We start from the raw sequence: 25,721 nt of genomic DNA, 5'->3' as shown, positions 1-25,721 counted from the left end.
CAAGCCATGTCGCGTACTCCTGCCGGAACCCCTGCCACTCCTGATGCCGCCGACCGTTTCAACGAGGACAAGGCGACGTATGCCGTGCGCGGTGCGGAACGGCCCGACATCGAGGCGGGCGTCGCCGCGATCCGCGAGGTGGTGCAGACGCTGAAGCCCAAGCCCGGCGTTTACCGGATGCAGGATGCGCGCGGCGACGTGCTCTACGTGGGCAAGGCGCGCGCGCTGAAGAACCGCGTGGCGAACTATACCCAGGTCGATCGCCTGTCGAACCGGCTGCGGCGCATGGTCAGCCAGACGCGGTCTATGACGATTGTCACCACCAATTCGGAGGCCGAAGCGCTGCTGCTCGAAGCGCAGCTGATCAAACGCTATCGCCCGCCCTACAACGTCCTGCTGCGCGACGACAAATCGTTCCCGTTCATCCTGCTTCGGTCGGACCACGCCTATCCGCGCCTGATGAAGCATCGCGGCGCGCGCAAGGCGAAGGGAGACTATTACGGCCCCTTCGCCAGTGCCGGCAGCGTCAACACCACGATCAACGCGCTGCAGAAGCTGTTCCTGCTGCGCAGCTGCAACGATGGCTTCATGGCGCGGCGCGATCGGCCCTGCCTGCTCTACCAGATCAAGCGCTGCTCCGCCCCGTGCGTCGACCGCATCACGCCCGAAGGCTATGGCGAGCTGGTGCGGCAGGCCAAGGACTTCCTCGGCGGCAAGTCCGGCGCGGTGCAGAAGGAGATCGAGGTGCAGATGGCCGAGGCCGCCGAGGCGCTCGATTTCGAGCGCGCGGCCATGCTGCGCGACCGGCTGCGCGCCGCCACCTTCATCCAGGGCAGCCAGGCGATCAACGCCGAAGGCGTGGGCAATGCCGATGTCTTCGCGATGGCGGTGCAGGGCGGGCAGGTGGGGGTGCAGGCCTTCTTCATTCGCGGCGGCCAGAACTGGGGGCACCGCGCGTTCTTCCCCAGCCACACCGAAGGATTGAGCGAGGACGAAGTGCTGACCGCGTTCCTTGCGCAGTTCTACGAGGAAGTGCCGCCGCCGCGCCTTATCCTTGTCGATCGCGAGCTGGGCGAGGCCGACCTTCTAGCCGAGGCGCTGTCCGGCCCGGCGGGGGGCAAGGTCGAGATTTCGGTGCCGCAGCGCGGCGACCGCCGCCGCCTGATGGAGCAGGCCAGCCGCAACGCGGTCGAGGCGCTCGAACGCCGCATGGCCGAAAGCGGGACCAAGGCCCGCGTCAACCGCGAGATGGCCGAGTTCCTCGAACTGGCCGAAGTGCCGCAGCGGGTCGAGATCTACGACAACAGCCATATCCAGGGCACCAACGCGCTGGGCGCGATGGTCGTCGCGGGACCGGAGGGCTTCCTCAAGGGCCAGTATCGCAAGTGGAACATCAAGACGGCGCAGACCAACGACGATTTCGGCATGATGCGCGAAGTCATGCGTCGCCGCTTCGCCCGCGCGCAGGAGGAAGACCCGGACCGCGAAGGCGGGATGTGGCCCGATCTGGTGCTGATCGATGGCGGCAAGGGGCAGATGACCGCGGTGCGCGAGACGCTGGAGGAACTGGGCGTCGAGGACGTGCCGCTGATCGCCATCGCCAAGGGCCCGCACCACGGGCGCGAGGGGCGCGAGGTGTTCCACTTCCCCGACGGGCGCGAAAAGATGCTGCCTGTCAATTCGCCGGTGCTGTTCCACCTCCAGCGCCTGCGCGATGAAGTCCACCGCTTCGCCATCGGCGCGCACCGCGAAAAGCGCAGCCGGGCGATCACGGCGAGTCCGCTTGACGAGATTCCCGGCATCGGTCCGGCGCGCAAGCGCGCGCTGCTGCTGCATTTCGGCACGGCGGGGAAGGTGCGCGCGGCCAGCCTCGAAGACCTGCAACGCGCGCCCGGTGTCAGCGCGGCGGTGGCGCAGGCGGTCTACGACTTCTACCACCCGGGCGGGTGACGGGCGGCCTCAGAGCGGTTCGACGCTGACGATCTCGATTGCTTCGGCCTTGCCGTTGAAGTCGACCCGTTCGCCCGCCTCGGCGTCCATCATCGCGCGCGGCAGCGGGGCGGTGAAGGCGACCTTGCCGCTGGCGGTGTCGGCCTCGTCGTGGCCGACGATGGCGATGGTCCGCTCCTGCCCGCCAACGCGGAAGGTGACGCGGGTGCCGAAGGCGACGATATTGCCATCTGCAGGCGGCATCACCTCAGCGCTTGCGCGCCGGGCTTTCCAGTAGCGCAAGTCGCGCCTGGCGGCGGCCAGTGCGGTTTCGTCGGTTTCACTGGCCGCCAGCGCCTCGAAGTGTGCGATGCGCTGCTCGATCAGCGCCAGCCCCGCTGGGGTCACGCGGTTGGGGCCGGGCGGGATCGGCACTTCGAACTTGGGTTCAAGGTGCTCTTCGTCGCCGTCGCGGCGGAAGGCGACGCTCACGCCGCTGCCTCTTGCGCCAGCTCATAGGCTTCGCTCGCTTCGAGCCACGCGGCCTCGGCGTGTTCCAGCTCGCTCGCCTTGCGTCCGCGGCGTTCGGAGAGCTGGCCCATCGTCAGCTTGGCCAGATCGCCTTTGACGCTGCCCGGCTCGAACATTGCCCGGTCCAGCTCGCTCAGCTCGGCCTGAAGCTTGTTCACGCGGGCCTCGGCGTCGGTCACGGTCTTCTTGAGGCCCTTGAGCTGTTCGCGCAGCTGCGCACTGGCGCGGCGATCCTGCTTGCCGCCACCGCCGCCCTTGCCAGTGGAGCCGCCGTCCTGCTTCGGCTGGTTCCGGCCCAGCACGAAGTCGATGTAGTCCTCCATCGATCCGCTGAATTCGCGCGCGGTACCCTCGTCCACCAGCACCAGCCGGTCGGCGGTCAGTTCGACCATGTGGCGATCATGGCTGATCAGCAGGACCGCGCCCTTGTAGGCGTTGAGCGCCTGCACCAGCGCCTCGCGCGCATCGACATCGAGGTGGTTGGTCGGCTCGTCGAGGATGAGCATGTGCGGCGCATCGCGCGTGACGAGCGCCAGCGCGAGGCGGGCGCGTTCGCCGCCCGACAGCGTGCCGACTTGCGCCGTGGCGTGGGGCCCGGAAAAGCCGAAGCGGCCCAGCTGCGCGCGCACGGCGGCGGGCGTCTTGCCCGGCATGGCGCGGGTCATGTGTTCGAGCGGGGTGGCATCGCCCGCCAGTTCTTCCACCTGGTACTGCGTGAAATAGCCGATCTGCATCTTGCCCGCGGCGTTCATCGCGCCTTCCATCGGCGTCAGCTGCGCGGCGAGCAGGCGGGCGAGCGTGGTTTTGCCGTTGCCGTTGCGGCCCAGCAGCGCGACGCGATCGTCGGGATCGATGCGCAAGTTGAGGCGGCGCAGGATCGGCGTTTCGGCATAGCCCACGGCGGCCAGATCAAGCGTGATCAGCGGTGGGCGCAGTTCCTCCGGATCGGGGAAGTCGAAGCGCAGGCTGGGATCTTCCATCAGCGCCGCGATCGGCTGCATCTTGGCCAGCATCTTGGCGCGCGACTGCGCCTGCTTGGCGGTGGAAGCGCGCGCGCTGTTGCGGGCGATGTAGTCCTTCAGGCGGTCGGCCTGCGCTTCCTGCGCGGCGCGCGCGGCGGCGACTTGCGCGGCGCGTTCGGCGCGCTGGCGTTCGAAGCTGTCGTAGCCGCCGGGATAGAGCGTCACCTTGCCGCCCTGCAGGTGCAGGATGTGGTCGCACACGGTGTTCAGCAGGTCGCGTTCGTGGCTGATGATCAGCAGCGTGGCGGGATAGGACTTGAGGAAGTTCTCCAGCCACAGCGTGGCTTCCAGATCGAGGTGGTTCGACGGTTCGTCGAGCAGCAGCACGTCGGGCTGGCTGAACAGCAGCGCTGCCAGCGCCACGCGCATCTTCCACCCGCCCGAGAAGCTGTCGAGCGGCTGGCCCTGCATGCCTTCATCAAAGCCCAGCCCTGAGAGGATGCGCGCGGCGCGCGCAGGGGCGGTATAGGCGTCGATGGCGATCAGCCGGTCATGCACGTCACCCAGGCGGTGCGGTTCTGTGCAGGTCTCGGCCTCTTCCAGCAGCGCGGTGCGCTCCTTGTCGGCGGCGAGCACGGTATCGAACGGGGTGGCGTCGCCAGCGGGTGCTTCCTGCGCGATGTAGCCGAGGCGCGTGCCGCGCGGCATCTCGATCTCGCCCTCGTCGGGCTCGATCTGGCCGATCAGCGCCTTCATCAGCGTGGACTTGCCCGCGCCGTTGCGGCCGATCAGGCCGACCTTGCCCCGGGGCGGGATGGCGGCAGAAGCGCGAGAAAGAATGTCGCGCCCGCCAAGGCGCACGGTAAGGGACTGGATCGAAAGCATCGCGCGCCCCTAGAGCATTTTTGCTCCGGGGGGAAACAGCGAGGATGGCGCCATCAATGCGCCGTGCCGAGCATCCGCATCCGTTCGCGAAGCACGTCGATCGCGATCTTTTCCACCTGCTCCATCGGGCAGTCGGCTTCGAGCAGCGCGGCGAGCGAGCGCTGCTTCTGGGCGATCAAGTCGATGCCCTGGAGCGAATCCATGTGCCGCATGGCGATGTCCATGTCGGTGCACAGCTTCGCGCCGAGCGCTTCGACTTCCTGCGCCAGTTCCTCGAGCACCACCGCGATCTGGCGGTGGGTGGCCTGGTTGGCCATGGGCATGGTCTCCCGCGAACAGGGGTGGGCGGAACGTGCGGATTCGGCAGCCTCAGGCCGCCTCGGCGAGCTGTGCGCCATCGCTCAGCGCCTGCAGGTTGAGCACCATCACCATCTGATCCTCGATCGCGGCAAGGCCTTCGAGGAAGGGCACCACCGTGTCGTTCCCGGCGGTGGGCGGGGGCGGCTGCATCGCTTCGCTGGGCACGGTCACGATGTCGCTGACCGAATCGACGATCCAGCCGCCGACCTGTGCGCCGAGCTGGGTGACGATGATCGCGTGGCGCGGCGTCGGCTCGGTCGCGGACCAGCCGAGACGGGCGGCCAGATCGACCACGGGCAGCACCGTGCCGCGCAGGTTGACGACGCCCGCGACATAGTGCGGCACGCGCGGCAGGCGCGTGGTCGGCGTCCAGGCGCGGATCTCGCGGATCGACATGATGTCGAGCCCGAACACCTGCCCTTCGACCTCGAAGGTGATGAGTTCACGGATCATGGCGCGGTCCTCCTTGTGGAATGGGTCAATGCGCGACGCGGCGCACGGCGGCGACGAGCTTTTGCGGATCGAACGGCTTGACGATCCAGCCGGTGGCCCCGGCGGCGCGGGCGCGGGCCTTCTTTTCCTCGCTGCTTTCGGTGGTCAGCACGAGGATGGGGCGGTCGCGATGGCGGCTGCCTTCGCGCAGGCGCTCGATCAGGCCGAAGCCGTCGAGCCGCGGCATGTTGATGTCGGTGATCACGACGTCGACCTCGTTCAGCGCCAGCCAGTCGAGCGCGGCGATGCCGTCCTCGGCCTGGGAGACATCGAAGCCTTGCGTGGTGAGGGCGTGGTTGAGCAGCGCGCGCATGGACGGGCTGTCGTCTACGGTCAGGATGCGGGTGGTGTTGCTCATGGGTCGGGCTCGCTTGCTGAATCAGAACAGTTCGACGTCGCCGGTGGACTTGTCCGGGCGGCTGGTGGGGTGGACGGGCGGCGCGAGGCGATCCTCGACCGTGCGGCAGCGCACCTGGCCGGAGGCCGGGCGGAAATCGACGCGGCGGGCGCAGGTGCCGCCCAGATCCTCGCGCATCAGCTCGATGCCTTCGCGGCTGAGGAAGGCGCGCGCGAACTCGGCATTGGCGGTGCCGATGCGCATCATGTTGCGGTTGACGTTGGCTCCACCATAGAGGTGCGCCTTCAGGCGGCTCTTGCGTGCACCCTTGCCCAGCATGGTGTTGACCAGCAGCTCCATCAGGTAGACGCCGTAATGCTCGTCCACCGTGGCATTGCCGCACCCCGCGGGCGGTTCCGACAGCAGAAAATGGTTCATGCCGCCGACCCGCGCATCGGGATCGTAAAGGCAAGTGGCGACGCACGATCCGAGCACTGTCGAATATTCCGTCGCCGCATCGCCGGTGGCGAGCGCCTGGCCCTGCATCACCGTGATCCGGTCCACGGCGCGCTGCGGCGCGGCTGCGATGGCGCGTTCCATGACCATGGCGTCAGGCCGCCTTGGTCAGCGCGTGGCGCGCGATGTGACTGATCGGCGCGATCACGCCTGCCGCGCCGAGCGAGATTGCCGCGCGCGGCATGCCGAACACGGTGCAGGTGGCTTCGTCCTGCGCGATCGTGTGCGCGCCCTTCTGCGCCATGGCGAGCAGACCGCGTGCGCCGTCGCTGCCCATGCCGGTCAGCAGGATGCCGACCGAGCGCGCGCCGACCGCTTCGGCGACCGAGCCGAACAGCACGTCGACGCTGGGCAGGTGGCCCGAGACCGGCTCGCCCCGCCGCAGCTTGGCGATCAGCGTGGACGTGCCGCCCACGGCGAGGTGCCGCTCGTCGCCCGGCGCGATGTAGACGTGGCCATCCTTGAGCGGCATGTCGGGTTCGGCGACCATGATCCTGGGCGGACACGAGCCATCGAGCGTGCGCGCCACTGCAGGGGCGAAGCGTGCGTTGATGTGCTGCACCACCAGCGTCGGGGGGCAGTTTTCGGGAAAGCCCCCCAGCAGGATCTGCAGCGCTTCGACCCCGCCGGTGGACGAGCCGATGGCGATGACGCGCGGACGCTCGCGGATCGAACTGCGCGCCTCGCTGGCAACGCGCTGCACCGCGCTGCGCGATTGCGGGGTCGGCGGCGTGGCGGCGGAACGGCCGGAGAACTGCACCTTGGACGCTTCGCGGATCATCGTGGCCAGCTTGCCGTTGTCGTCCATCGGCAGGCCGGTGCTGTTCTCGCTCTTGGCGTAGCAATCGACCGCGCCCAAGGCGAGCGCGCGGGCGGTGGTTTCCGCGCCCTTCTGCGTCGAGCCGGAGACGATGATGACCGGCGTCGGACGCAACTGCATGATCTTTTCAAGGAAATCGAGGCCGTTCATGCCGGGCATTTCCACGTCGAGCGTGACCACATCAGGGTCCAGCTCGCGGATCACCTGCCGCCCTTCTGCGGCATTGGCGGCGGCGGCGACGACTTCGATGTCCGGCTCCTTGGCCAGACGGCTCATCAGGATCGCGCGCATGGTGGGCGAATCCTCGACGATGACGACGCGAATGGTCATGCCGCATTCCTCCGGTAGATCGTGGGGCCCATCGGGGCCAGCTCGGCCAGCGCCGGGCCGCTGACCCGCTCGCTGTGGCCGATGTAGAGCCAGCCGCCATGCGCCAGCATCTGGGCGAAGCGTGCGACCAGGCGCTCCTTGGTCGGGTTGTCGAAGTAGATCATCACGTTACGGCAGAAGATCACGTCGAACTTGCCCTGCATCGGCCAGTCGCCGAGCAGGTTGAGCGTGCGGAACCGGGCGAGGCCACGCACTTCGGGTGCGATCACGGCATCGTCGCCCGACACCTGCGTCCAGGTGCGGCGCAGCGGTTCGGGCACGGGCTTGAGGTCCTCGGCGCGATACGTCCCGGCCTCGGCCTTGGCGATGGCGTGGGTGGCGATGTCGCTGGCGAGCAGGCGCACGTCGCGCCGCGCGATGGCGGTCCCGGCGCTGCGGTCGGGACCGAGCAGCGTCATCAGCAGCGACCAGGTCTCCTCGCCGCTGGAGCAGCCCGCCGACCACAGCCGCACCTTGTCGCCGCGTTCCAGCCGCGAGAGCAGCGCGGGGCGCACGTCATGCTCGAAGTGTTCGAAGTGGTGGGATTCCCGGTAGAAGAAGGTGTGGTTGGTGGTCAGCGCGCAGATCGCTCTGCTGCGTTCCGTCGCGTCTTCGCGCAGGCGCAGGATGTAGGCGCCGAACGTCTGGCAGCCGGTGGCGCGCACCAGCGGGGCGAGGCGCGAATAGACCAGCATCGCCTTGCCAGGCGGCAGCACGATCCCGGCCTCGCGGTGCGCGAGTTCGCTGACCGCCTGAAAATCGGCGGGACCGTACACGTCGGGGCTGATGCCCGGCAGCGATTCGGCAAAGGCGGTCTGCAGGTTCACGCCGCCTCCGCCAGCGGCAGGCCCGACAGCGAGCGCGAAACGAGGCCGTCGACATCGACGATCAACGCCACGCGCCCGTCGCCAAGGATGGTCGCGCCCGCCACGCCCTCGACCGAGCGATAATGCGTGTCGAGGCTCTTGATCACGACCTGGCGCTGGTCGCAGATCGCATCGACCAGCAGCGCCGCGCGCCCGGCGCGCTCGGTCTCGACCACGATCAGCACGCCTTCCTGCGCGCTCTCGACCGCGCCGCGCGCGCCCACCGCCAGATGCAGCGGGACCACGGGGATGAAGCGACCGCGCACGTTGATCATCGCGCGCGAGGCGCCGAGGCCCTGCACGTCGCTGGGTTCGGGACGCAGGCTTTCGACGACGTTGGCCAGCGGCACGACGAGCGTCTGGTCGCCGACATTGACGATCATGCCGTCCGAAATGGCGAGCGTGAGCGGCAGGGTGAGGGTGAAGGTGGTGCCGGTGCCCTGTTCGGATTCGATGGTGATGCGCCCGCCCAGATCCTTCACGTTCTGGCGCACAACGTCCATGCCCACGCCGCGTCCCGAAATGTTCGAGATCTGCTGCGCCGTGGAGAAGCCGGGCGCGAAGATCAGCGCGTCGATCTCTTCCTTGGAAAGCTGCACATCGGGGGCGACGAGGCCCTTTTCGATCGCCTTCTGCAGCACGCGTTCGCGGTTGATGCCGCGCCCGTCGTCGGCGATGCGGATGAGGATGCGACCCGAACGATGCTCGGCCGACAGCGTCAGCGTGCCTTCGGCGGACTTGCCCGAGGCGATGCGTTCTTCCGCGCCTTCGATGCCGTGGTCGACCGCGTTGCGGATCAGGTGGGTCAGCGGTTCGCCGAGTCGTTCGATCACGGTCTTGTCGAGTTCCGTGCTTTCGCCCGAGACTTCGAGGCGGACGTGCTTGCCGGTGCTGGCGGTCAGTTCGCGCAGGATGCGCGGCACGCGGCTGAACACCGATCCGATCGGCTGGGCGCGGATCGCCATGGCCGATTCCTGGATATCGCGGGTCAGGCCTTCGAGCACGGCCAGTTCCTCGGACACGGCAAGGCCATCGCCGGCAAGGCGCTGCGCCATCATGGCCTGCGCGATCACCAGTTCGCCGACCGCGTCGATCAGCTTGTCGAGCTTGCCCAGTTCGATGCGGATCGACTGGCCGGGCGCGGGCGGCGCGGGGACGCTGGCCTGCTGCGCAGCGCTGGTCGCCGGAGCTTCTTCTGCGGGGGCGGCGGGGGCTGCTGTGGCGGCGGCGGTCGGCGCGACCATCGGCGCAGGTTGCGGCGCGGGCGCGGCGGTCGGTGTCGGCGCCGCCTGGCGGGGCGCAGGGAACTGTACCGCGGGCATCGGCGCGCCTTCGCCGCAGGCCGTGCCGCATTCGTCGCCGACGAAGTCGAAGATCTCGCGCACCGAATCCTCAGTCGCTTCGGGCGGGAAGCCGAACGTCCAGCCAAGATATCCCGTGCCCGGATCGAGCGTATCGAGCGCGGGGACCGCATCGACATCGCATTCGATGCAGGCGCCGCCCAGTGCGATCATCTCGCGCAGCATCAGCAGCGGTTCGCTGCCGTTGCGCATCGCGCCTGCATGGGGGCGGACCTTGAACAGCCAGAGCTTTTCCGGCGCGGCTTCCGCTTCGCTCGCACCTTCGCCTGCCGGACTGCCGATCGCCCCGGCGATGTCGTCGAGCATCGAATCGAAGTCGAAGCCGAAGTCGTCATCGGACGAGGATGCCGCAGGGGCGGGTTCCTCGGCTGGGGCGGGGGCTTCATCAACGTGCGCCGGGGCGTGGCCGCCCGCGTTGGCTGCCATCGCGGCGGTCAGCTCGGCCTGCAACGAAGCGTCATCGGGCGTTTCGCCCTGGCCGCGCGCGGCGGTGACGTGGTCGCTCAACGTATCGAGCGCGCGCAGCAGCAGGTCGACCAGCGGCTGGGTGATCTCCACGCTGCCGTCGCGCACGTCGGACAGCAGCGTCTCGAAGGTATGGGTGAAGCCCTGCAGCGCGGCATAACCGAACGCGCCGGCGCCGCCCTTGATCGAATGGACGCCCCGAAACACCGCGTTGACGGTGTCGGCATCGTGCGTGCCGGCCTTGCACGCGGCGAGGCCCTGTTCAGCGGCGGCGAGCGATTCCTCGCATTCGGCGAAGAAGATCGCCTGGATTTCCTCGGCGGTCACAGCGCGCCCCCCCGGCCGTCGCCATCGAACAGTTCGGCCTCAAGCCCGAACTGGCGCGCGGTATCGCGAAGGCTGGCCGAAGCCTCGATCACAGCGCCCTCGCCGGTGTGGCGGGCGCTGACCAGCACCTGCAGCATCGCCTGTCCGATCTGGGTGCATTCGCGCGCGTCGATGTGCAGCGCGCCGGTGCCGAGCGCGGCGACCATTTCGGGCAGCAGCGCCTCGGCGGCGGCCCGGTCGCACCGGGAAGGCAGGGTGAACGTCGGCATGGGTGCACTTTCCCCTTCGCGAAACCATCGCCTGCCGCGCGCTGTCCTGGCCCCGCTTCCGGCGGAGTCGGCCAGCGCTTGGCGGGCATTTCGAAGGATGGGCCTAGCGACCAAGCGGCAAAGGGCGGCTTGCCCCGGGCTTAGGGTGAGATACCTATCCGGGCAGGGGGAATTTGCTGGGCGGTCGCAGGCTACCCAAGGTTTCACAGGCGCTCGATGCGCGCCGTCAAGACACATGAAGCACAAGGGCTTGTTACTCCATGCACGATGCACGCGTTCTGGTGGTCGATGATTCCGCGGCGATGCGCGCCCTGTTTTCCGACATCCTGGATCAGGCGAAGAACGTGCAGGTCGTCGGGGCGGCTTCCAACGCCGCCGATGCACGCGACCAGATCGCCGAGCTGAAGCCCAACGTCATCACGCTCGACGTCGAAATGCCGGGCATGAGCGGGATCGAATTCCTCGAAGAGATCATGGGGTCCAATCCGCTGCCGGTGGTGATGCTCTCCTCGCTGACGCAGGCGGGCACCGAAACCTCGCTCAAGGCCTTCGAGCTGGGCGCGGTGGAGTGCTTTCCCAAGCCGCTCAAGGCCACGCCCGAACAGTTCGCCAAGACGGTGGGCAAGCTCGGCAAGATCGTGCTCGCCGCCGCCAATTCTAACGTCAAGGACCGCAAGCACATGCAGCGCGTCCATGTCGATGCAGGCGCGGTGTTCGAATGGAATGGCCGCATCGCCGCGTTCAGCGCGTCGATGGGCGGGATCGACGCGCTGACCACAATTCTGTCGGCCTTCCCGCAGAACTGCCCGCCGACAGTGGTGTGCCTCCAGGCTGAGCCGATGCTGGTCGAAACCTTCATCAAGCGGCTCGACACCGACCTGAAATGCAGCGTCAGGGCGGCCAAGGACGGCGCGGCGCTGACGCAGGGCACGATCCACATTGCCGCCGATCCCGAACGCCACGTGGTGGTCGAGGCAGGCCAGCCGCCCAAGGTGCGCCTGATGCAGCGCGATCCGGTCGAAGGCGCGCGGCCCAGTGCCAACCTGCTGTTCGGCTCGATCGCGCGCGGCGCGGTTCCCTCGGTCGGCGCGGTGCTGACCGGGATGGGCGCGGACGGCGCCAAGGGCCTGAAACTGATGCGCGACAGCGGGTTCGATACCTATGTGCAGGATCGCAAGACCGCGCTGGTGGCGGAAACCCCCGAAGCCGTGATCGCGCTTGATGCGGCGCAGCGCGAAGTCGCGCTCGATGCCATCGGTGCGGCGGTGCTGGGCAGCTGCAACCAGAGTTGAAGACCACAAGCCCTTACGGGTCGCAAGCAAAGGAATACCCCGGACGACGATCTCCAGCCCCCCTTGCTGAGCGTCGTTCCATCTGTCCGGAACCGCATTTTCTTGCGGTTCCGGACATTTTTTGTCCGGGGGCGGGGGAAGGGCGGCGGCGTCAGCCGGCCTGGCCAAGCATCGCAGCGCGGATTTCGATGAAGTCGGCGCGGATCGTGGACAGCGTCGCCGCATCGAAGCGCACGGCGCTGTCGAGCACGCTCTTGCGCGCGGTCTGGTAGAGGTGGATCAGCGCCTGCCCGGTGGGGTTGGCAGGATCGACGCCCATCTGCAGCGCCGTCAGCGCAGCGGTCGCCCGGGTGATCGCGGCGCTCTTGGCGGCATTGTCGCCGCGCGCTTCGGCATAGATCGCGCGGCCCAGCGAGCCGGTCAGCTGTTCGAGGCACAAGTCGACAAGCTGTCGCGAATCCGCGCCCTTGACCCGCGCGTCGAAGTCGACGCGGCGATACGCTTCGCCGGGATCGCGGTGCAGCAGCATGGCTTCGCCCTCCTCAGTTCGACTTCGCGTTCCAGGCGGCGACCTGCGCCTGCAGGAACGACAGCGTGGACTTCGAGCCCGACAGGCGCGAATCGAGGCCCGCGTACTGCGTGACCAGCTTCTGGCGCAGCGCTTCCTGCTTGGTTTCGAAGTCGCTCTTCTGCGTGACCAGCTTCTGTTTCAGCGCGGTCATGGTGGTGATCGAGCCGCCCAGCGAACTGGCGTTGTCGGCGGTGGTGGTCCGCGCGAGTTTGTCGAGCGTGGCAAAGACGCCGTAGAGGCCGTTGGTGAACATCTTCGCCGCGCCGGTCGGGCTGCTTTTCAGCGTGGCCGCAAGGCGCGTCGAATCCAGCGCGAAGCTGCCATCGCGGTTGGTCTTGAGGCCCAGGTCGGACAGCGTGGTGGGCTCGCCACCGGCCGCGTTCGGCATGACCGTCGCCAGCGCCAGCGTGGTCAGCGAGCGCCGTAGCGTGCGCGCGCCGGCATTGGCATTGAGCGTCCCCGACGTGGGGTTGGTATCGGTGTTCAGCTCCGACACCATCTCGTTGAGCGCCGCGACGAGATCGTCCATCGCGGTCTGGATCGCGCTCGACGGATCGCTGAAGGTGATCGTGGTGGGCGCGCCGATGTTGGTGGCGGTCAATTTGAGCGACAGGCCGGGAGCCGCGTCGGTGATGGTGTTGCTGGCAGACGTGCTGGCCACGCCATCAAGGACATAGGCCGCATCGCTGGCCGGAACCTTGAGCCGGGCGGTGCCCGCGGCGGGCGTCCAGCCGAGTGCGGCAAGGCCCGGGTCGGCAGGATCCTCGGTGGTTTCGATCTGAAAGGCATTGGCCGCGCCATCCGCGCCCTTGAGCACCAGTTGCGCGCCGCTGGTGCCAGTGGCGACATAGGCGGTGACGCCCGCGCCCTTCGCGTTGATCGCGTTGGCAATGTCGGTCAGCGTGGCCCCTTGCACGATCGTCACGTCGACTGGCGCGCGCGCGGCGTCGGGCACGAGCGCGCTGCCCGAGATCGTGCCGAAGCGGATCGTCAGCGTGCCCGAACCGGGGGTGGCGCTGGCGCCAGCGGGAAAGCCGGGCGAGACCAGCGTGGCGCCGCGCGCCAGGGCGGTGACTTCGAGCGTGGCCGTGCCGCTGCCGGTCAGCGAGCCCTTGCTGACCGTGGCGACCGCGCTGTTGGCGATCAGCGGGCTGCTCGAAAGATCGCCGGTACGCACCCGGTCGCCGAACGAGGAGGCGAGCGTGGTGACCATGCCCTTGAGCGTGGAGGCTGCGGAGATCTGCGTCGTCAGCTTGTCGTTGCGAGCGGCGATCTGGTCGATCCGCGACGCGAATTGCGCGGCGGCCAGCTGTTCGGCGAGGCTGGCGGTATCGATACCGCTGCCTGCGCCCAGGGTGGAGACCAGTTGCGCGGTGGCAGACGTCGACGAAGTGGCTGAAGTCGTGGTCATACGGACAAGAACGGCGCGCGCGAGGGCATGTTAAGCGTCCTCGACGGGTTTCACCCCGCGAATTTCGGGCCGCCCCTCGGCGTCGAAGCGAACTTCCACCGGCACGTCGACGCGCGGAGCGGGGGGGCTTTCGCCGCGCTTCAGCGACAGCACGAAAGCGAGCACCGAAGCCACCGCAGCGTACAGTTCCTCGCGGATCGTCTGGTTCTCGCGCGTGGTGAAATAGACCGAGCGGGCGAGCGCAGGAAATTCCAGCGTCGGCACGCGCAGCTCTGCCGCCAGCTCGCGCATCGCCAGCGCCTTTTCGCCGCGCCCCTTGGCCAGCACGATCGGGGCCGAGGCGCGCGCGGGGTCATAGACCATCGCCACCGAGAAGTGCGTCGGGTTGGTGATCACGAATTGCGCCTCGCGCATCGCGCGCTGCATCCCGCCCATCGCGATCTCGCGCTGGCGCTGGCGTTGCGCGGCCTTCTTTTCGGGGCTGCCTTCGCTTTCCTTGTGCTCGTCCTTGATTTCCTGAAGGCTCATCCGCAGGCGCAGGAAGCGGCGTACCCACTGGATCGGGAAATCGATCAGCGCGATCACCGTCAGCCCGCCGCCCAGCGCGAACAGCAGCGCCAGCAGCGTGTCCCAGGCATACGTCAGCTGCCCCACCACTTCGCCGCCGCCAAGGCCGAGCATCGCGTGCAACCGCCCGCGCAGCCAGGCAAACGCGATCGCACCGAGCAGCGCCAGCTTGGCAAGGCCCTTGCCGATCTCGACCCAGCCCTGTGGGCCGATCATGCGCTTGAACCCGTTCATCGGGTTGAGCCGGGAACCTTTGGGCGCAAGGTTGGCCGCGACCCAGCGCCCTTCGCCACCGGGGCCGAGCTGCGCCGCCAGCGACGCGGCCAGCACCAGCCCGCCAAGCACGAACAGCGGCGGCAGTACCGCTTCCAGCGCCTGCACGATCAACGCGCCGGGGTTGTAGGCATCGAGACTGGCGCGATCCCACACGAGGCCGCGCCGCGCGGTCTCTCCCAGCGAGGTCAGCATCCAGGGTCCCGCCATCCGCAGCCACACCGCGCCCACGAGAATCGAAACGGCGGTGGTCAGTTCGCGCGAGCGCAGGACGTCGCCATTTTTGGCGGCGTCCTCCTTGCGCTTGGGGGTTGGGGCAAAGGTCTTTTCGCCCGCGCTTTCGGCCATGGCCTATTTCTCCAGCAGCGCGCCGCTCTGGGCGACGGCGGTCTGGGCAAGGTCGCTCAGGCGGTCGGTCAGCAGCGGGGCCGAGGCGATCAGCGCGAGCAGGCCCGCCAGCACGCTCGCCGGAAGGCCGAGCGAGAACAGGTTGAGGCTGGGGGCAGAGCGGCTGATGATCCCTGCCATCACCTGCACCAGCAGAAGAAGCAGCGTCACCGGCAGCGCGATCAGCAGCGCGGTGCTGAACATCTGCGTGGCGAACCCGGCGACGAGCGCCATGCGCCCGCCCGAAAACCACGCGGAGCCCGGCGGGAACGCACGATAGCTCTCGACCAGCAGCGAAAACCAGTTGAGATGCGCGCCAAGGCCGAGGAACAGCACGGTCAGCACGACCGAGAAATACTGCCCCAGCGCGGGCGAATGTGCGCCGCTGACCGGATCGGCGGTGGTCGCGATCGACAAACCCATGCCGCCGCCGATCAGTTCGGCCGCGATGATCGGCGCGGCGAACGACAGTTGCAGCACGAAGCCCATGGCAAGGCCGATCAGCGCTTCCTGCGCGACGGCCAGCATCCCCACCAGCGACAGCAGGTTGGGCGGCGCGGCCACGCTCGTCCAGTTGCAGACCAGCACGGCGACGGCCCCGCTGGCCATCACGCGCACCTGCGGCGGCACGGTGGTTGCGCCGAACAGCGGCGCGGCGAACAGTGCGGCGGCGATGCGCGTCATCACGAAGACCAGCCGCCAGAATTCGCCTTCCAGCGCACCGAAGCCGAAGTTGAGCGCGATCATCGCCGCCTCTAGCGCCCGGTCGCCGCGATCTGCGCGAACACGTCCTTCAGGAAGTCTCCGACAAGGCCGAGCATCGCCCCGCCCAGCAGCACCAGCACCAGCGCGGTGATGGCCAGCTTGGGCACGAAGGTCAGCGTCTGTTCGTTGACCGAGGTGGCGGCCTGGATGATGCCGACGACAAGACCGACGGCAAGGCTGGCCAGCAGCACGGGCGCTGCGACGAGCGCTGCGACCCACAGCATCCGGTCGGCAAGGCCGAGAAGGGTTGCGGTGTCGTCCATCAGCCGAAGCTCGATGCAAGGCTGCCCATCAGCAGCGCCCAGCCATCCACCAGCACGAACAGCAACAGCTTGAACGGCATCGACACGATCGTCGGGCTCATCATCATCATGCCAAGGCTCATCAGCACCGAGGAGACCACAAGGTCGATCACGAGGAAGGGCAGGAACAGCATGAAGCCGATCTGGAACGCGGTCTTCAGTTCGCTGGTCACGAAGGCTGGCAACAGCACCGAGAACGGCACGTCGGCGCTGCTGGCGAACTTGGGGGCGTGCGCCATGTCGGCGAACATCGACAGATCGTGCTCGCGCGTCTGGCGGATCATGAACTTGTGGAACTCTCCGCCTGCATTGGCGATGGCCTGTTCGGCATTGATTGTGCCCGCCGAATAGGGGCTGATCGCGGTCTGGTTCACCTTGTCGAGCGTTGGCGCCATCACGAACAGCGACAGGAACAGCGACAGCCCGATCAGCACCTGGTTCGGCGGCGACTGCTGCAGGCCCAGCGCCTGGCGCAGGATGCCCAGCACCACGAGGATGCGGGTGAAGCTGGTCATCATCAGGATCAGGCTGGGCAGGATCGTCAACAGCCCCATGATCAGCAGGAGCTGAAGCGACAGCGACAGGCTGCCCCCCGACTGCGCACCCGCGATCTGGCCGAAGGCGCGATCGAGCGCGCCCGGAATGGCGGCGGCGGTCGAGCCGGGGGCAGCCGCGGCAGCATGGGCCAGCCCGGGCAGCAGCAGCAGCGCGGCAAGCGCCAGTGCGCTGCGAAACGAGACGAAGCGCATGGTCAGGCCTCGCCGCCTTCGCCGCCGCTTTCGCGCGCCGGGGCCTCTGCCAGCGGGACCAGCCCGTTCTTGCCCGCCGAGACGAGGATCTCGCGCCCGTGGAATTCCAGCACCGCGATGCGCAGCGTCGGCGAAAGCATCTGCGTCTCCACGATCCTGACCGACCGCGCGCCCGCAGGCGTGCCGAACTTGCCCTCCATCCGCTTGGCGAACTTCAGGCTCGCCCAGGCAAGGCCGCCGATCAGCGGCAGCAGGATCACCAGCTTGAGGATGTACCACAGCATCAGGCGGCTTCCCCGCGCGGGCTGGCAGCCTGCTGGCCGACCAGCTCGACGATGCGCAGCCCGAAGCGGTCGCCTTGGGCCACGACTTCGCCGCGCGCGATCAGCTTGCCATTGACCATCACGTCGAGCAGCTCGTCGGTCAGTCGGTCGAGCATGACCACGCTTTCTTCGGCAAGGCCCAGCACATCCTTGAGCTTCATGTCGGTGCGGCCGAGTTCGACGGTCAGGCGGACGTCGACGTCCTTGAGGAAATCGAAGCCGCGGGTCTGGAAGGTCATCTATGCCTCTTCTTCAGGAAAGCTGGGTAAGCTGGACGGCGACGCGATCGTCGACCGCGCCGATGCTGCCATGCGCCACGGTGCGCCCGGCGACGCGCAAGGGGATGCTGCGCGCGATCGGTACGGACAGGATCTGGCCGACTTCGAGCGAGGACAGCACCGAGAGCGGCAGCGCGACATCGACCAGCACCGCGCTGACGAGCAGCGGAAGGTCGGCATAGGGCGCTGCGAGCGGGTCGGCCGGCTGGACGTGGCGCGGGCGTCCCGCCGGGCGATCGGCGCCGGTGAACAGGTCGGCCAGGATCGGGAAGGGCAGCGCCAGCCGCATCCGCCACGGCGCGCGGCCCCCTTCGGAAATCGACAGCGTCAGCACCGCCAGCCGCGTCTCTGCGCCGAAGGGCTGCACTTGCGCGAAATCGCTGTCGCGGCGCAGCGCGGCGACGGCATTCGTGCGCGACAGCCCTGCTGCGGCGGCGAACTGTGCGGCCAGCACGGCTTCCACGCGCTGCACCATCAGCTCTGCCGACAGCGGCAGTTCGCGCGGCAACGGGTGGGGCGCTTCGCCGGGGCCACCGAACGCGCGGTCGACCAGCCGCAGCACGGCTTCGGCATCGACCGCCGACAGCAGGCGACCACTGCCGCCGGCAAGGCCATAGAGGCTCCAGGCAGCAAGGCCCGGCACCGTCGCCGCCAGGTCGGCAGGCGCCATGTCTTCGGGGGCATCGCATTCGACCATCGGCGGTTCGCCGCCGAGCAAGCCCGCCAGCGCACCGCGCAAGCCCCGCGCCATGCGCTCGCCCGCACGGGCAAGGGCAGGCAGCAGCTCCGCCGGGCCGGGGCCGGAACGGACCAGTTCGGCGCAGTGCTGCGCCAGTGGCCGTTCGGCGACAAGGGAACGTTCGGGCTTCATCGCGTGACGATCGTGCTGGTCCTGATGCTGGAAAAATTCACTGGACGATGAAGGACTTGAAATAGACCGCATCGATGCCGCCGAACCCTTCGGTCTGGGTCAGCACCTTGTTGATCGCGGCGGTCATGCGCTTCTGCAGGCGGTCCTTGCCCTGGCTGTTCTGAATGTCGGCCTCGGGCGTTTCGGCCAGCACGTCGAGCAGGGCCGATCGGATCGCCAGCTCGTGCTTCTTGAGCCACGCCATCACGCGGTAGTCGCGCCGCGTGGAGCAGGCGACCGAGAGCTGGACCAGCGCGTCGCTGTCCTTGAGGTTCGAGGTGAAGTCGTCGGCGAAGCTGTAGTAGAGCGTGCGGTATTCGCTGCCGCCTTCGCCCTCCATTTCCTTGCCTTCGCCGCCCTCGCCGCCTTCGCCTTCCTTGGCCTTGGGCGCGTAGGGGTCTTCCTCGCCCTTCTTGATCAGCTTGGGCCGGTTGTCTTCCTTGACTTCTTCCTTGTGGCCGCCGCCGATCACGCCCGCCGCGACCAGCCCATAAGCCCCGCCGCCGCCGATCGCGAGCATCGCCACGGCGCCGCCGAGGATCATCACCATCTTGCCGCCGCCCTTCTTCTTGGGCTTGGCGTCCTTGTCCTTCTTGTCGCTCATGCTGGGTTCCCGAAAGGTCTAGAGGGCAGGATCAGGCGAAGATGCCGTCGCGCGGCTGCGGGCTTTCGCCGCTGCTGCGCGCATTCCCGCGTTGCGATGGAGTGGAGGTGGCGCGCCCGCCGTCCTGGCGCTGGCCGCCGTTCGTGGCCGCCTGGCCCGATGCGTTTCCGCCCGATGCGCCATTCATGTCGGAGCGGGCGTCGGCCGAACGACCCTGCGCATCGGTGCGCGGCGCGTCCTGCTGCGGTTGCGGCTGCTGGCGCATGTCGGGCGCGGCCTGCGCCTGGCCCGCTGCGGCGACGGCAGGGGCGAAGCCCGGATCGGCGCTGGTCATCGACACCGACAGCCCGTCGTCCTCGTTGCGGAAACGTAGCGAGACCTTGCCGAACTCGGCATGGGTCAGCGCGACTGCGACCGGCGCGAGCGATGCCGCATCGTCGCGCGCGCGGGCGATGGTGTCGACCAGCGTGGCCACGTCGACGCGCTGCGGCGCGGGCCGCGGGCTGGCCGCAGTGGCTTCGCGCCCGGTATCGACCGGCTGGGCGGCGTGCGCTGCGGCGGGAGCGGCGGCGAGGGCGGCATCCGCGACCGGCGCGATGTCAGCCGAGGCAGATTTGCCGCGATCCGCGCGCATTCGCTCGGGCGGCGTTATGCGGGCAAGCGCGTCCTGCAAGGGCGCGGCCGCCGCGCGCGGGCTCTGGGGGCGATCATCGGGCGTGGCAGCGATCGGGGGCGGCGATGTCGACGCCATCGCGACCGGGGCTTCTGCCTGCGCGGTGGCGTCCGGCGGGGCCGGCGTCGAGGCTGCCGCCACGGTGCGCGGCGTCGGCCCCGGCTCAAGCGTAAGGCCGAGATCGGCAGGAACGAGGCCTTTGGCGGCGGTTGCGTCCGCCGTCTGGCCGCGTGCGGCAACAGGCTGGTTGATCGCGGTCGGGACCGGCGCCTCGCGGGCTACTGCGGCTTGCGCGGCGATCGGCCTTGCCACGAAGCGCACGTTCGCACCCGCCGTCGGTGCGGCGTCTGCCGTGGCGCGCGACTGTGCCGAGGGGCTGGGGACCTGCCCTGCAGGACGAAGCGAAACCGCAACGGCGCTGGCCGGCGCGGCGAGCGCAAGGGCCGAAGGCTGCGTGACCTCACCCGGCGCAGCAGGCTTGTCCTCGTGCGGTGCGGTGCGCTCGTCGTCGGCCTTCGCCTCGGTACGACCTTTGCCGATGCGATCGCGCGGCAACGGCGACGTCACCGCCGGCCCGGCGACATCCGGCTTGGCCACAGGGAGCAGTGCGACATCGGGATCGGTGACAGCGGGGACATCCGGCAAGACGGCAACCGGCGCGGCGGCAAGCTCTTGCCGTGCGGCAATCACCGGCAGGGCGATGCGGGGCGCGGTGCCGGGTGTCATGCCCAAAGCCGGCGCCTGCTGCGCCGCGTCATCCGTCAGCGCGGTATCGCCGGTCGGCAAGGACGCCTGCTCCGCGCCGGGCGTTGCGGCGGCCTGTACGACGGCGGCGGCGAAGGCGGCGGAAAACGGATCGCCAATGGGCATTCGTGCCTGCGACGAGGGCGCCACCGTGCCCGGCAGGGTCATCAGGCTGGCGGCATTGGCGGCAACATCGACCATCGGGCAGGGCTTTCGTTCGGCGGTTCGTGAATTGCTATTCAAGAGCCGTGCCAAGCACGCTCCACCCCTATCCATGCGGATTGCGGCGCGCGGCCACGGGCGTCGCACCGGCCTCGATCAGTCGTGCGATGCGGCGGGCCTGGTCCTCGGCACGGTCCTGCACCGCGGCGCGGCGGCGCTCGGCTTCGGCAGCTTCTGCGGCGCGGGCGTCAGCCACCGTGCGGGCGCGGGCGATGTCGCGGTCCGTGCTGGTAACGACGCGCTCCAGTCCGCGCACGAACGTGTGCAATTGCTGCAGGGCGGCGGCGTCGGGCGCATCGCTGCGCGCGGCATAATCGCCGACGAGGCCGCGCGTGCGCTGGCCCAGCGCTTCCAATTGCGCGAGCGTGCCCTCGGCCTTGCCTGCTTCGGCCAGCGCGGTGCGGCGGGCCACGTCGCGGATGCGTTCGAGCCTCTGCAACCGCGCGAGGCGGGCGCGTTCAGCCTTCATGGCCGAGCAGCGCGATCAGCGCCGCAACGCTTGCGTCGAACCCGACGATTTCACGCTGTGGTTGCGAGAGGAACGCGCTCAAGGCCTCGTGCATGGCAATCGCGCGATCGAGCTGGGGGTCGGCCCCGCTGCGATAGGCGCCCATTAGCACCAGATCGCGGTTCGCTTCGTAGGTAGCGACCAGCGCGCGGAACTGGCGGGCAAGCTTCTGGTGTTCCGGGGCGGTGATGTCGCTCATCACGCGGCTGAGCGAGGCGGCGATGTCGATCGCCGGATATTGCCCGCGCTGCGCCAGATCGCGCGACAGCACGATATGCCCGTCGAGGATCGAGCGCGCGGTATCGACCACCGGATCGTCCTGGTTGTCGCCGTCGGCCAGCACGGTGTAGAGGCCTGTGATCGAGCCTCCGCTCGCCGCCGAATTGCCCGCGCGTTCGACCAGCTTGGTGATCGTGGCCAGCGCCGAAGGAGGATAGCCGCGCGCCGCGCCGGGTTCGCCCAGCAGCAGCGCGATCTCGCGCCCGGCGTGGGCCACGCGGGTCAGCGAATCCATGATCAGCAGCACGCGCTTGCCACGGCTGCGGAAGTATTCGGCCATGCACGTCGCCAGCATCGCCCCGCGGATGCGCAAGTTTGGCGCATGGTCGGCGGGCACCGCCACCACCACGCTGCGCGTGCGCTTCGATCCGTGCATGTGGCGCTCGACGAAATCGGACACTTCGCGCGCGCGCTCGCCGATCAGGCCGACGACCACGATCTCCGCCTCGGCCCCATGCGCGATCATGTCCAGCAGCACCGACTTGCCCACGCCCGATCCGGCCATGATGCCGATGCGCTGGCCGACGCCGAAGGTGGTCAGCGCATTGAGCGAGCGCACGCCGGTATCGAACGAGAGCCGGACCGGCGAACGGTCGAGCGCGCCCGCGCGCACCCCGCCCGAAGGCCATTCGCGCGCCGCCTCGATCTCGGGCCCGCCGTCGATCGGCTTGCCCTCGCCATCGACCGCGCGCCCCAGGAAGGCCTCGCCCACGGGCAGCATTCCCGGTCGCCCCTCTGGCCGCACCCGCGCGCCGGGGCGCAGCAGCACGGCATCGCCGAGCAGCATCATCAGGGTATGGCCGTTGCGAAAGCCGATCACTTCGGCGGCGAGCGAGCCTTGCCCATGCGGAATGCGGCATTGCGTGCCGATGGGCACCGACAGGCCGGTCACTTCAAGCAGCCCCCCGTCGCAGGCCGACAGCAGGCCATAGCGGCGCGGGGCGAAATCGGGCTGCGCGCCTTCGAACCGGGCGAGCAGCGGGAACGCCGGGTTCAGCATTGCCGCAGCGCGTCTTCGATTGCGCGCCGCCACTGTTCCGGGCCGTCCTCCACGCCGCCTTGCGTGCCCTCGATGCGGATCGCGCCGCGTTCGAGCGTGGGGCAGGGTTCGCAATGCCAGGCTTCGGGCAGGCGCGAATGGACCAGCGCGAGGTCTTCGGGATGGAGCCGGATCACCCGCGCATCCTCGGCGCGCGCCAGCATCGCGGCAGCAGTCGCCACGCGGCGGGCCAGTGCCTCGGCGTCGATCGCGGCGGGGCCAAGCGCGGCCTCGCACAGCGACAGCACGGTCTGGCGCAGCCGGTCCTGCAACTGGTGGAGCAGGTCGTCGTCCATGCGCACCAGCGCGGTTTCGATGCGGTGGCGCGCGGCATCGGCCTCGGCGGCCTCGACCTGCGCGGCGCGGCGGGCATCGTCTGCCCCTTGCGCGTAGCCATCGGCAAAGGCGGCTTGCAGCGGGTCTTCCTGCGCGGCGCGCGGGATACCGGCGGCCTCGGCTTGCGTTCGCTCGCCCGCAGGTACGAAGCGCGCATCGCGCGCAAACGGTCCGGTGGTGCCGCCGATCAGGTCGGCCAGCGCGAAGGCGCGTGGGGCGGCGCTGGCGAAGCGGTCGTGCAGCAGCTCAGACATAGTCGTCGTCGCCCGCGCCGAACACGATCACGCCTTCGGCGGAGAGGCGGCGAGCGGCGGCGACCACCGCCTTCTGCGCCTCGATCACCTCGGCCATCTTCATGCGCCCGCGCGCCGCGATCTCGTCGCGCACGCCATCGGCGGCGCGGCTGGACATGGCGCGGAAAAAGCAGTCGCGCTGGTCTTCGGGAATGCCCTTGAGCGCGGCGATGAGCGTGTCCGAATCGACCTCGCGCAGCAGCGAGCCCATCGACTTGTCGTCGAGCACGTAGAGGTGTTCGAACTTGAACATCTCGTTCTCGATCGCCTTGGCCAGCGCTTTGTCCTGCTTGGCGATTTCCGGCATCACGCGCTTTTCGACCGCGCGTGCCGCCGCGTTGATGATGTCCGCCGCCTCGCGCGGGCCACCCATGGTCAGCGCGGCGCGGCCATGGCATTCGGTGATCCGGCGGCCGAGCATTTCCTCCAGCAGCACGATCGCCTCGGGCGCGACCGGACCCAGCGTGGCGATGCGATGCACCACCTGCGGCTGGATCGCATCGGGCAGCGCGTGCAGCACGGCGGCGGCGACTTCGGGATCGAGCTGCACCAGCAGCACCGCGATCGCCTGCGGGTGTTCGTCGCGCACCAGCGGGACCAACACCTGTGGCGTCAGCCAGCGGGCGAGTTCCAGCGAGCTGGTCTTGTTGGCTTCCTCGGGCGCGATGCGTTGCATCAGGCTGTCGGCCTTCACCTCGCCCACCGCGCGGGTCATCAGCGAGCGGACCTGGCCCACGCGATCGTGCGCGGTCAGGCCCAGCTTCTCGGTCTTTTCGACGAAGCCGACGATCGCCTGCGCGATGGTGCGCGGCCCGATCTCGCCCAGCGCGCACATCTTCTCGCCCAGCAGGCGCAGTTCGCCGGGTTCGAGCTGAGACAGCAGGTGCGCAGCCTGATCGTCCTCCAGCAGCATCACCATCACCGCTGCGCGTTCGGGATCGCTGATCGCCGCCCCCTCGATTGCGCTCATCTCGCTCATCGCGCGCCTTCCTCTTCGGGTTCTTTCAGCATCTGCCGCAGCGCTTCGACCGCGCTGTCGGGCTTTTCGGCGACCAGCCTCTGCGCGAGGCTGACTTGCGCGCTCAGCAGTTCGGGATCGATCTGGCCGGTCCTTGCGTCAGTGATCGCGGCGCGCTGCGCGGCGGCCCCGGTGGGCCCTGCGCCGCCCTCATCCTCGCCGTTTCCCACGTCGTCGTCGTCCTCATCGTCGCCGGTGGCGGCCTTGCCCTTCTTCTTCCTGCCGGCCGCGGCCGGATCCGCCGGATCGCGCTTCAGCGCCTTGATCAGTGGGCGCACGCCCAGCAGCAGCGTCAGCAGCACCGCGACCAGCGCCACGGCATTGCGCAGGATCGTGGCGAACCACGGGGTCTCCCAGAACTTGGGCGGCTCGACCACCAGCGGACGGAAGCTGCGCACCGCCACGGCCACCTGATCGCCGCGCGCGGTGTCGGCGCCCACGGCGGCGGAGACGAGCTGCTTGATCTGCTCGATCTCGGCGGGCTTGGCCTTGGCCATGACTTCGGCCGACAGCGCGACCGCGACCGACAGCCGCTTGATCTTGCCGGGGCTGGCATTGACCACGGCGACTTCGCGCCCCAGCTCGTAGGTCTTGGTCGAAGCGCTTTCGCCATTGGTCGGGGCGGGGCTGGGAGCCGCGCCCGGTGCCGCAGGCGCTGCGCCCGGCGCGCCGGGTTGTGCGGTTGTCGGCGGCGGCGGCGTGTTCGAAAGCACGCCGGGCACGCCCGCCGCGCCTGCTGCCCCGCTGCTTTGCGAGGCGCTCTGCGATTCCTGCCGCACCGCGCCGTTCTTGTCATAGCTTTCGCGCGCAGAGGTCGTCTGGTCCATGTCCAGCTCGACCTGGATTTCGGACGAGAAGTTGCCGTCGCCCAGCATCGGGGTCAGCAGTTGGGCAACCTGCTGGCGCAGCTTTTCCTCCAGCCTGCCCTGCATCTCCAGCCGGTCGTTGTCGCCCGGCTTGTCAGACGACAGCAGCCGCCCGTGCTGGTCGATCACCCGCACCGCATCGACGGCGAGCCCCGGCACCGAGGCGGCGACGAGGTTGACGATCGCCGAGACCTGGCTGTCGGACAACTGCCGCCCGCGCGCCAGCTTGACCATGACCGAGGCCGATGGCGCGGCGCTGTCGCGCACGAACACCGACTTTTCGGGTTCGGCCAGATGCACGCGCACCGCTTCCACCCCGTCGATCTGCATTACGGTCAGTTCCAGCTCGCGCTCGCGCGCGGCCTGCAACCGCTCGCCCTCGACGGTGCGGCTGGCGCCCATCGGCAGCTTGTCGATCATCTGCTCGCCGGTCTCGGGCGTCGCCAGCGCGCCGTCCGATGCGGCGACCATGCGCGCCTTGTAGAGATCGTCCTCGCCCACCGAGAGCGCGCCGGTCGAATTGTCGATGGTGTAGGGAATCGACGCCTTGTCGAGCGCGGCGACCACTTGTGCGCGCTCGCTGTCGGAAAGGTCGGAATAGAGCACGCGCTGCGGAGCAGGGGCCATGGTCAGCCATAGCAGGCCGGTCAGCCCCGCCGCCGCCACGCCGCCGAACCACGGCAGCGAGCGGCGTACGGGGGGCTGGCCGAGGAACGCGCCCACGCGGGTCAGCGCCGAACCGCCGGCAGGATCGGTCAACGGCGCCAGCAGCGATGGCGCTGGCAGACCGGCGGCAGATGCGGGAACAAGGTCCGCCATCTA

28 protein-coding genes are annotated in these 25,721 nt (G+C 69.0%); 2 read left to right on the top strand and 26 right to left on the bottom strand.

Translation table 11 applies throughout. The annotated features are described in order from the left end of the window. Positions 1-6 precede the first annotated feature (6 nt). Positions 7-1,950, top strand: a complete 1,944-nt coding sequence (gene uvrC, locus K3A84_RS11655; RefSeq protein ID WP_225009523.1) for an excinuclease ABC subunit UvrC — start codon at positions 7-9, stop codon at positions 1,948-1,950. A 9-nt stretch (positions 1,951-1,959) separates the two neighbouring features. Here the strand turns inward: uvrC and K3A84_RS11650 are convergent, their stop codons facing one another. From K3A84_RS11650 to K3A84_RS11605, 10 genes are read right to left on the bottom strand one after another with little or no spacing between them, the layout of a single operon-like run. Continuing rightward, positions 1,960-2,421, bottom strand: a complete 462-nt coding sequence (locus K3A84_RS11650) for a GreA/GreB family elongation factor (RefSeq protein ID WP_225009522.1) — start codon at positions 2,419-2,421, stop codon at positions 1,960-1,962. Next, complete coding sequence (locus tag K3A84_RS11645; protein WP_225009521.1) at positions 2,418-4,307, bottom strand: ABC-F family ATP-binding cassette domain-containing protein; 1,890 nt, start codon at positions 4,305-4,307, stop codon at positions 2,418-2,420. The genes K3A84_RS11650 and K3A84_RS11645 overlap by 4 nt, the downstream gene beginning before the upstream one ends. Positions 4,308-4,360: 53 nt before the next feature. Next, complete coding sequence (locus tag K3A84_RS11640) at positions 4,361-4,624, bottom strand: hypothetical protein (RefSeq protein WP_225009520.1); 264 nt, start codon at positions 4,622-4,624, stop codon at positions 4,361-4,363. Between the two features lie 52 nt (positions 4,625-4,676). Next, complete coding sequence (locus K3A84_RS11635) at positions 4,677-5,120, bottom strand: chemotaxis protein CheW (protein WP_225009519.1); 444 nt, start codon at positions 5,118-5,120, stop codon at positions 4,677-4,679. Positions 5,121-5,145: 25 nt separating this feature from the next. Next, positions 5,146-5,517, bottom strand: coding sequence for a response regulator (locus tag K3A84_RS11630; RefSeq protein ID WP_225009518.1), 372 nt, complete (start codon positions 5,515-5,517; stop codon positions 5,146-5,148). 21 nt (positions 5,518-5,538) lie between these two features. Continuing rightward, positions 5,539-6,096 (bottom strand): chemotaxis protein CheD, encoded by a 558-nt coding sequence (locus K3A84_RS11625; protein ID WP_225009862.1) that lies wholly within the window; start codon positions 6,094-6,096, stop codon positions 5,539-5,541. A 10-nt stretch (positions 6,097-6,106) separates the two neighbouring features. Then, on the bottom strand, positions 6,107-7,162 hold the full coding sequence (locus tag K3A84_RS11620; RefSeq protein ID WP_225009517.1) for a protein-glutamate methylesterase/protein-glutamine glutaminase: 1,056 nt from the start codon (positions 7,160-7,162) through the stop codon (positions 6,107-6,109). Next, positions 7,159-8,028, bottom strand: coding sequence for a CheR family methyltransferase (locus tag K3A84_RS11615; protein ID WP_225009516.1), 870 nt, complete (start codon positions 8,026-8,028; stop codon positions 7,159-7,161). The genes K3A84_RS11620 and K3A84_RS11615 overlap by 4 nt, the downstream gene beginning before the upstream one ends. Then, complete coding sequence (locus K3A84_RS11610; RefSeq protein ID WP_225009515.1) at positions 8,025-10,220, bottom strand: chemotaxis protein CheA; 2,196 nt, start codon at positions 10,218-10,220, stop codon at positions 8,025-8,027. Before K3A84_RS11610 ends, K3A84_RS11615 begins: the two co-directional genes overlap by 4 nt. After that, positions 10,217-10,489, bottom strand: a complete 273-nt coding sequence (locus tag K3A84_RS11605) for an STAS domain-containing protein (protein WP_225009514.1) — start codon at positions 10,487-10,489, stop codon at positions 10,217-10,219. The genes K3A84_RS11610 and K3A84_RS11605 overlap by 4 nt, the downstream gene beginning before the upstream one ends. Before the next feature lie 260 nt (positions 10,490-10,749). Between K3A84_RS11605 and K3A84_RS11600 the strand changes: the two genes are divergently transcribed. Continuing rightward, on the top strand, positions 10,750-11,781 hold the full coding sequence (locus tag K3A84_RS11600) for a chemotaxis protein CheB (protein ID WP_225009513.1): 1,032 nt from the start codon (positions 10,750-10,752) through the stop codon (positions 11,779-11,781). Between the two features lie 151 nt (positions 11,782-11,932). Here K3A84_RS11600 and K3A84_RS11595 read toward each other — a convergent pair whose 3' ends face one another. The 16 genes from K3A84_RS11595 to fliF form a co-directional block, all read right to left on the bottom strand. Beyond that, positions 11,933-12,310: a flagellar export chaperone FliS gene (locus K3A84_RS11595; RefSeq protein WP_225009512.1), complete on the bottom strand. Its 378-nt coding sequence runs from the start codon at positions 12,308-12,310 to the stop codon at positions 11,933-11,935. Between the two features lie 13 nt (positions 12,311-12,323). Further along, positions 12,324-13,763: a flagellar filament capping protein FliD gene (fliD, locus tag K3A84_RS11590; RefSeq protein ID WP_225009511.1), complete on the bottom strand. Its 1,440-nt coding sequence runs from the start codon at positions 13,761-13,763 to the stop codon at positions 12,324-12,326. A 30-nt stretch (positions 13,764-13,793) separates the two neighbouring features. After that, positions 13,794-14,951, bottom strand: a complete 1,158-nt coding sequence (locus K3A84_RS11585; protein ID WP_225009510.1) for an EscU/YscU/HrcU family type III secretion system export apparatus switch protein — start codon at positions 14,949-14,951, stop codon at positions 13,794-13,796. 3 nt (positions 14,952-14,954) lie between these two features. Beyond that, positions 14,955-15,737: a flagellar biosynthetic protein FliR gene (gene fliR / locus K3A84_RS11580; protein WP_225009509.1), complete on the bottom strand. Its 783-nt coding sequence runs from the start codon at positions 15,735-15,737 to the stop codon at positions 14,955-14,957. An 8-nt stretch (positions 15,738-15,745) separates the two neighbouring features. After that, a complete protein-coding gene (locus K3A84_RS11575) occupies positions 15,746-16,018 on the bottom strand; it encodes a flagellar biosynthetic protein FliQ (RefSeq protein ID WP_225009508.1) in 273 nt (90 codons plus the stop codon). Further along, on the bottom strand, positions 16,018-16,806 hold the full coding sequence (gene fliP / locus K3A84_RS11570; protein ID WP_225009507.1) for a flagellar type III secretion system pore protein FliP: 789 nt from the start codon (positions 16,804-16,806) through the stop codon (positions 16,018-16,020). Before fliP ends, K3A84_RS11575 begins: the two co-directional genes overlap by 1 nt. Positions 16,807-16,808: 2 nt before the next feature. Then, positions 16,809-17,090, bottom strand: a complete 282-nt coding sequence (locus tag K3A84_RS11565; RefSeq protein WP_225009506.1) for a flagellar biosynthetic protein FliO — start codon at positions 17,088-17,090, stop codon at positions 16,809-16,811. Next, positions 17,090-17,368: a flagellar motor switch protein FliN gene (fliN, locus tag K3A84_RS11560; protein ID WP_225009505.1), complete on the bottom strand. Its 279-nt coding sequence runs from the start codon at positions 17,366-17,368 to the stop codon at positions 17,090-17,092. Before fliN ends, K3A84_RS11565 begins: the two co-directional genes overlap by 1 nt. A 13-nt stretch (positions 17,369-17,381) precedes the next feature. Then, positions 17,382-18,278, bottom strand: coding sequence for a FliM/FliN family flagellar motor switch protein (locus tag K3A84_RS11555; protein WP_225009504.1), 897 nt, complete (start codon positions 18,276-18,278; stop codon positions 17,382-17,384). 37 nt (positions 18,279-18,315) lie between these two features. Next, a complete protein-coding gene (locus K3A84_RS11550; protein WP_225009503.1) occupies positions 18,316-18,921 on the bottom strand; it encodes a flagellar basal body-associated FliL family protein in 606 nt (201 codons plus the stop codon). Between the two features lie 31 nt (positions 18,922-18,952). Then, positions 18,953-20,539 (bottom strand): hypothetical protein, encoded by a 1,587-nt coding sequence (locus tag K3A84_RS11545; protein ID WP_225009502.1) that lies wholly within the window; start codon positions 20,537-20,539, stop codon positions 18,953-18,955. 67 nt (positions 20,540-20,606) lie between these two features. Continuing rightward, positions 20,607-21,029, bottom strand: coding sequence for a hypothetical protein (locus K3A84_RS11540; protein ID WP_225009501.1), 423 nt, complete (start codon positions 21,027-21,029; stop codon positions 20,607-20,609). Then, complete coding sequence (locus K3A84_RS11535; protein ID WP_225009500.1) at positions 21,019-22,347, bottom strand: FliI/YscN family ATPase; 1,329 nt, start codon at positions 22,345-22,347, stop codon at positions 21,019-21,021. Before K3A84_RS11535 ends, K3A84_RS11540 begins: the two co-directional genes overlap by 11 nt. Next, positions 22,341-22,976: a FliH/SctL family protein gene (locus K3A84_RS11530; RefSeq protein ID WP_225009499.1), complete on the bottom strand. Its 636-nt coding sequence runs from the start codon at positions 22,974-22,976 to the stop codon at positions 22,341-22,343. The genes K3A84_RS11535 and K3A84_RS11530 overlap by 7 nt, the downstream gene beginning before the upstream one ends. Further along, a complete protein-coding gene (gene fliG, locus K3A84_RS11525) occupies positions 22,969-23,985 on the bottom strand; it encodes a flagellar motor switch protein FliG (protein ID WP_404823157.1) in 1,017 nt (338 codons plus the stop codon). The genes K3A84_RS11530 and fliG overlap by 8 nt, the downstream gene beginning before the upstream one ends. Before the next feature lie 5 nt (positions 23,986-23,990). Then, a complete protein-coding gene (fliF, locus tag K3A84_RS11520; RefSeq protein ID WP_225009497.1) occupies positions 23,991-25,718 on the bottom strand; it encodes a flagellar basal-body MS-ring/collar protein FliF in 1,728 nt (575 codons plus the stop codon). Positions 25,719-25,721: the final 3 nt, after the last annotated feature.

Origin of the sequence: Novosphingobium percolationis, from assembly GCF_020179425.1 — a bacterium.
Classification (GTDB): Bacteria; Pseudomonadota; Alphaproteobacteria; order Sphingomonadales; family Sphingomonadaceae; genus Novosphingobium; species Novosphingobium percolationis.
Note: the sequence above shows the minus strand (reverse complement) of the source record. Positions and strands in the feature narration are given on the sequence as shown.

Excerpts from the sequence above, each read along its gene's own strand:
- K3A84_RS11595 (WP_225009512.1), bottom strand. The coding sequence starts at position 12,310 with ATGCTGCTGCACCGCGATCCCGGCGAAGCGTATCGCCGCGTCGACTTC.
- K3A84_RS11530 (WP_225009499.1), bottom strand. The coding sequence starts at position 22,976 with ATGTCTGAGCTGCTGCACGACCGCTTCGCCAGCGCCGCCCCACGCGCC.
- uvrC (WP_225009523.1), top strand. The coding sequence starts at position 7 with ATGTCGCGTACTCCTGCCGGAACCCCTGCCACTCCTGATGCCGCCGAC.
- K3A84_RS11640 (WP_225009520.1), bottom strand. The coding sequence starts at position 4,624 with ATGGCCAACCAGGCCACCCACCGCCAGATCGCGGTGGTGCTCGAGGAA.
- K3A84_RS11600 (WP_225009513.1), top strand. The coding sequence starts at position 10,750 with ATGCACGATGCACGCGTTCTGGTGGTCGATGATTCCGCGGCGATGCGC.
- K3A84_RS11550 (WP_225009503.1), bottom strand. The coding sequence starts at position 18,921 with ATGAGCGACAAGAAGGACAAGGACGCCAAGCCCAAGAAGAAGGGCGGC.
- K3A84_RS11540 (WP_225009501.1), bottom strand. The coding sequence starts at position 21,029 with ATGAAGGCTGAACGCGCCCGCCTCGCGCGGTTGCAGAGGCTCGAACGC.
- K3A84_RS11630 (WP_225009518.1), bottom strand. The coding sequence starts at position 5,517 with ATGAGCAACACCACCCGCATCCTGACCGTAGACGACAGCCCGTCCATG.
- fliF (WP_225009497.1), bottom strand. The coding sequence starts at position 25,718 with ATGGCGGACCTTGTTCCCGCATCTGCCGCCGGTCTGCCAGCGCCATCG.
- K3A84_RS11620 (WP_225009517.1), bottom strand. The coding sequence starts at position 7,162 with ATGACCATTCGCGTCGTCATCGTCGAGGATTCGCCCACCATGCGCGCG.
- fliG (WP_404823157.1), bottom strand. The coding sequence starts at position 23,985 with ATGAGCGCAATCGAGGGGGCGGCGATCAGCGATCCCGAACGCGCAGCG.
- K3A84_RS11635 (WP_225009519.1), bottom strand. The coding sequence starts at position 5,120 with ATGATCCGTGAACTCATCACCTTCGAGGTCGAAGGGCAGGTGTTCGGG.
- fliP (WP_225009507.1), bottom strand. The coding sequence starts at position 16,806 with ATGCGCTTCGTCTCGTTTCGCAGCGCACTGGCGCTTGCCGCGCTGCTG.
- K3A84_RS11545 (WP_225009502.1), bottom strand. The coding sequence starts at position 20,539 with ATGGTCGATGTTGCCGCCAATGCCGCCAGCCTGATGACCCTGCCGGGC.
- fliR (WP_225009509.1), bottom strand. The coding sequence starts at position 15,737 with ATGATCGCGCTCAACTTCGGCTTCGGTGCGCTGGAAGGCGAATTCTGG.
- K3A84_RS11585 (WP_225009510.1), bottom strand. The coding sequence starts at position 14,951 with ATGGCCGAAAGCGCGGGCGAAAAGACCTTTGCCCCAACCCCCAAGCGC.
- K3A84_RS11605 (WP_225009514.1), bottom strand. The coding sequence starts at position 10,489 with ATGCCGACGTTCACCCTGCCTTCCCGGTGCGACCGGGCCGCCGCCGAG.
- K3A84_RS11535 (WP_225009500.1), bottom strand. The coding sequence starts at position 22,347 with ATGCTGAACCCGGCGTTCCCGCTGCTCGCCCGGTTCGAAGGCGCGCAG.
- K3A84_RS11625 (WP_225009862.1), bottom strand. The coding sequence starts at position 6,096 with ATGGAACGCGCCATCGCAGCCGCGCCGCAGCGCGCCGTGGACCGGATC.
- K3A84_RS11575 (WP_225009508.1), bottom strand. The coding sequence starts at position 16,018 with ATGGACGACACCGCAACCCTTCTCGGCCTTGCCGACCGGATGCTGTGG.
- K3A84_RS11565 (WP_225009506.1), bottom strand. The coding sequence starts at position 17,090 with ATGCTGTGGTACATCCTCAAGCTGGTGATCCTGCTGCCGCTGATCGGC.
- K3A84_RS11645 (WP_225009521.1), bottom strand. The coding sequence starts at position 4,307 with ATGCTTTCGATCCAGTCCCTTACCGTGCGCCTTGGCGGGCGCGACATT.
- K3A84_RS11555 (WP_225009504.1), bottom strand. The coding sequence starts at position 18,278 with ATGAAGCCCGAACGTTCCCTTGTCGCCGAACGGCCACTGGCGCAGCAC.
- fliN (WP_225009505.1), bottom strand. The coding sequence starts at position 17,368 with ATGACCTTCCAGACCCGCGGCTTCGATTTCCTCAAGGACGTCGACGTC.
- fliD (WP_225009511.1), bottom strand. The coding sequence starts at position 13,763 with ATGACCACGACTTCAGCCACTTCGTCGACGTCTGCCACCGCGCAACTG.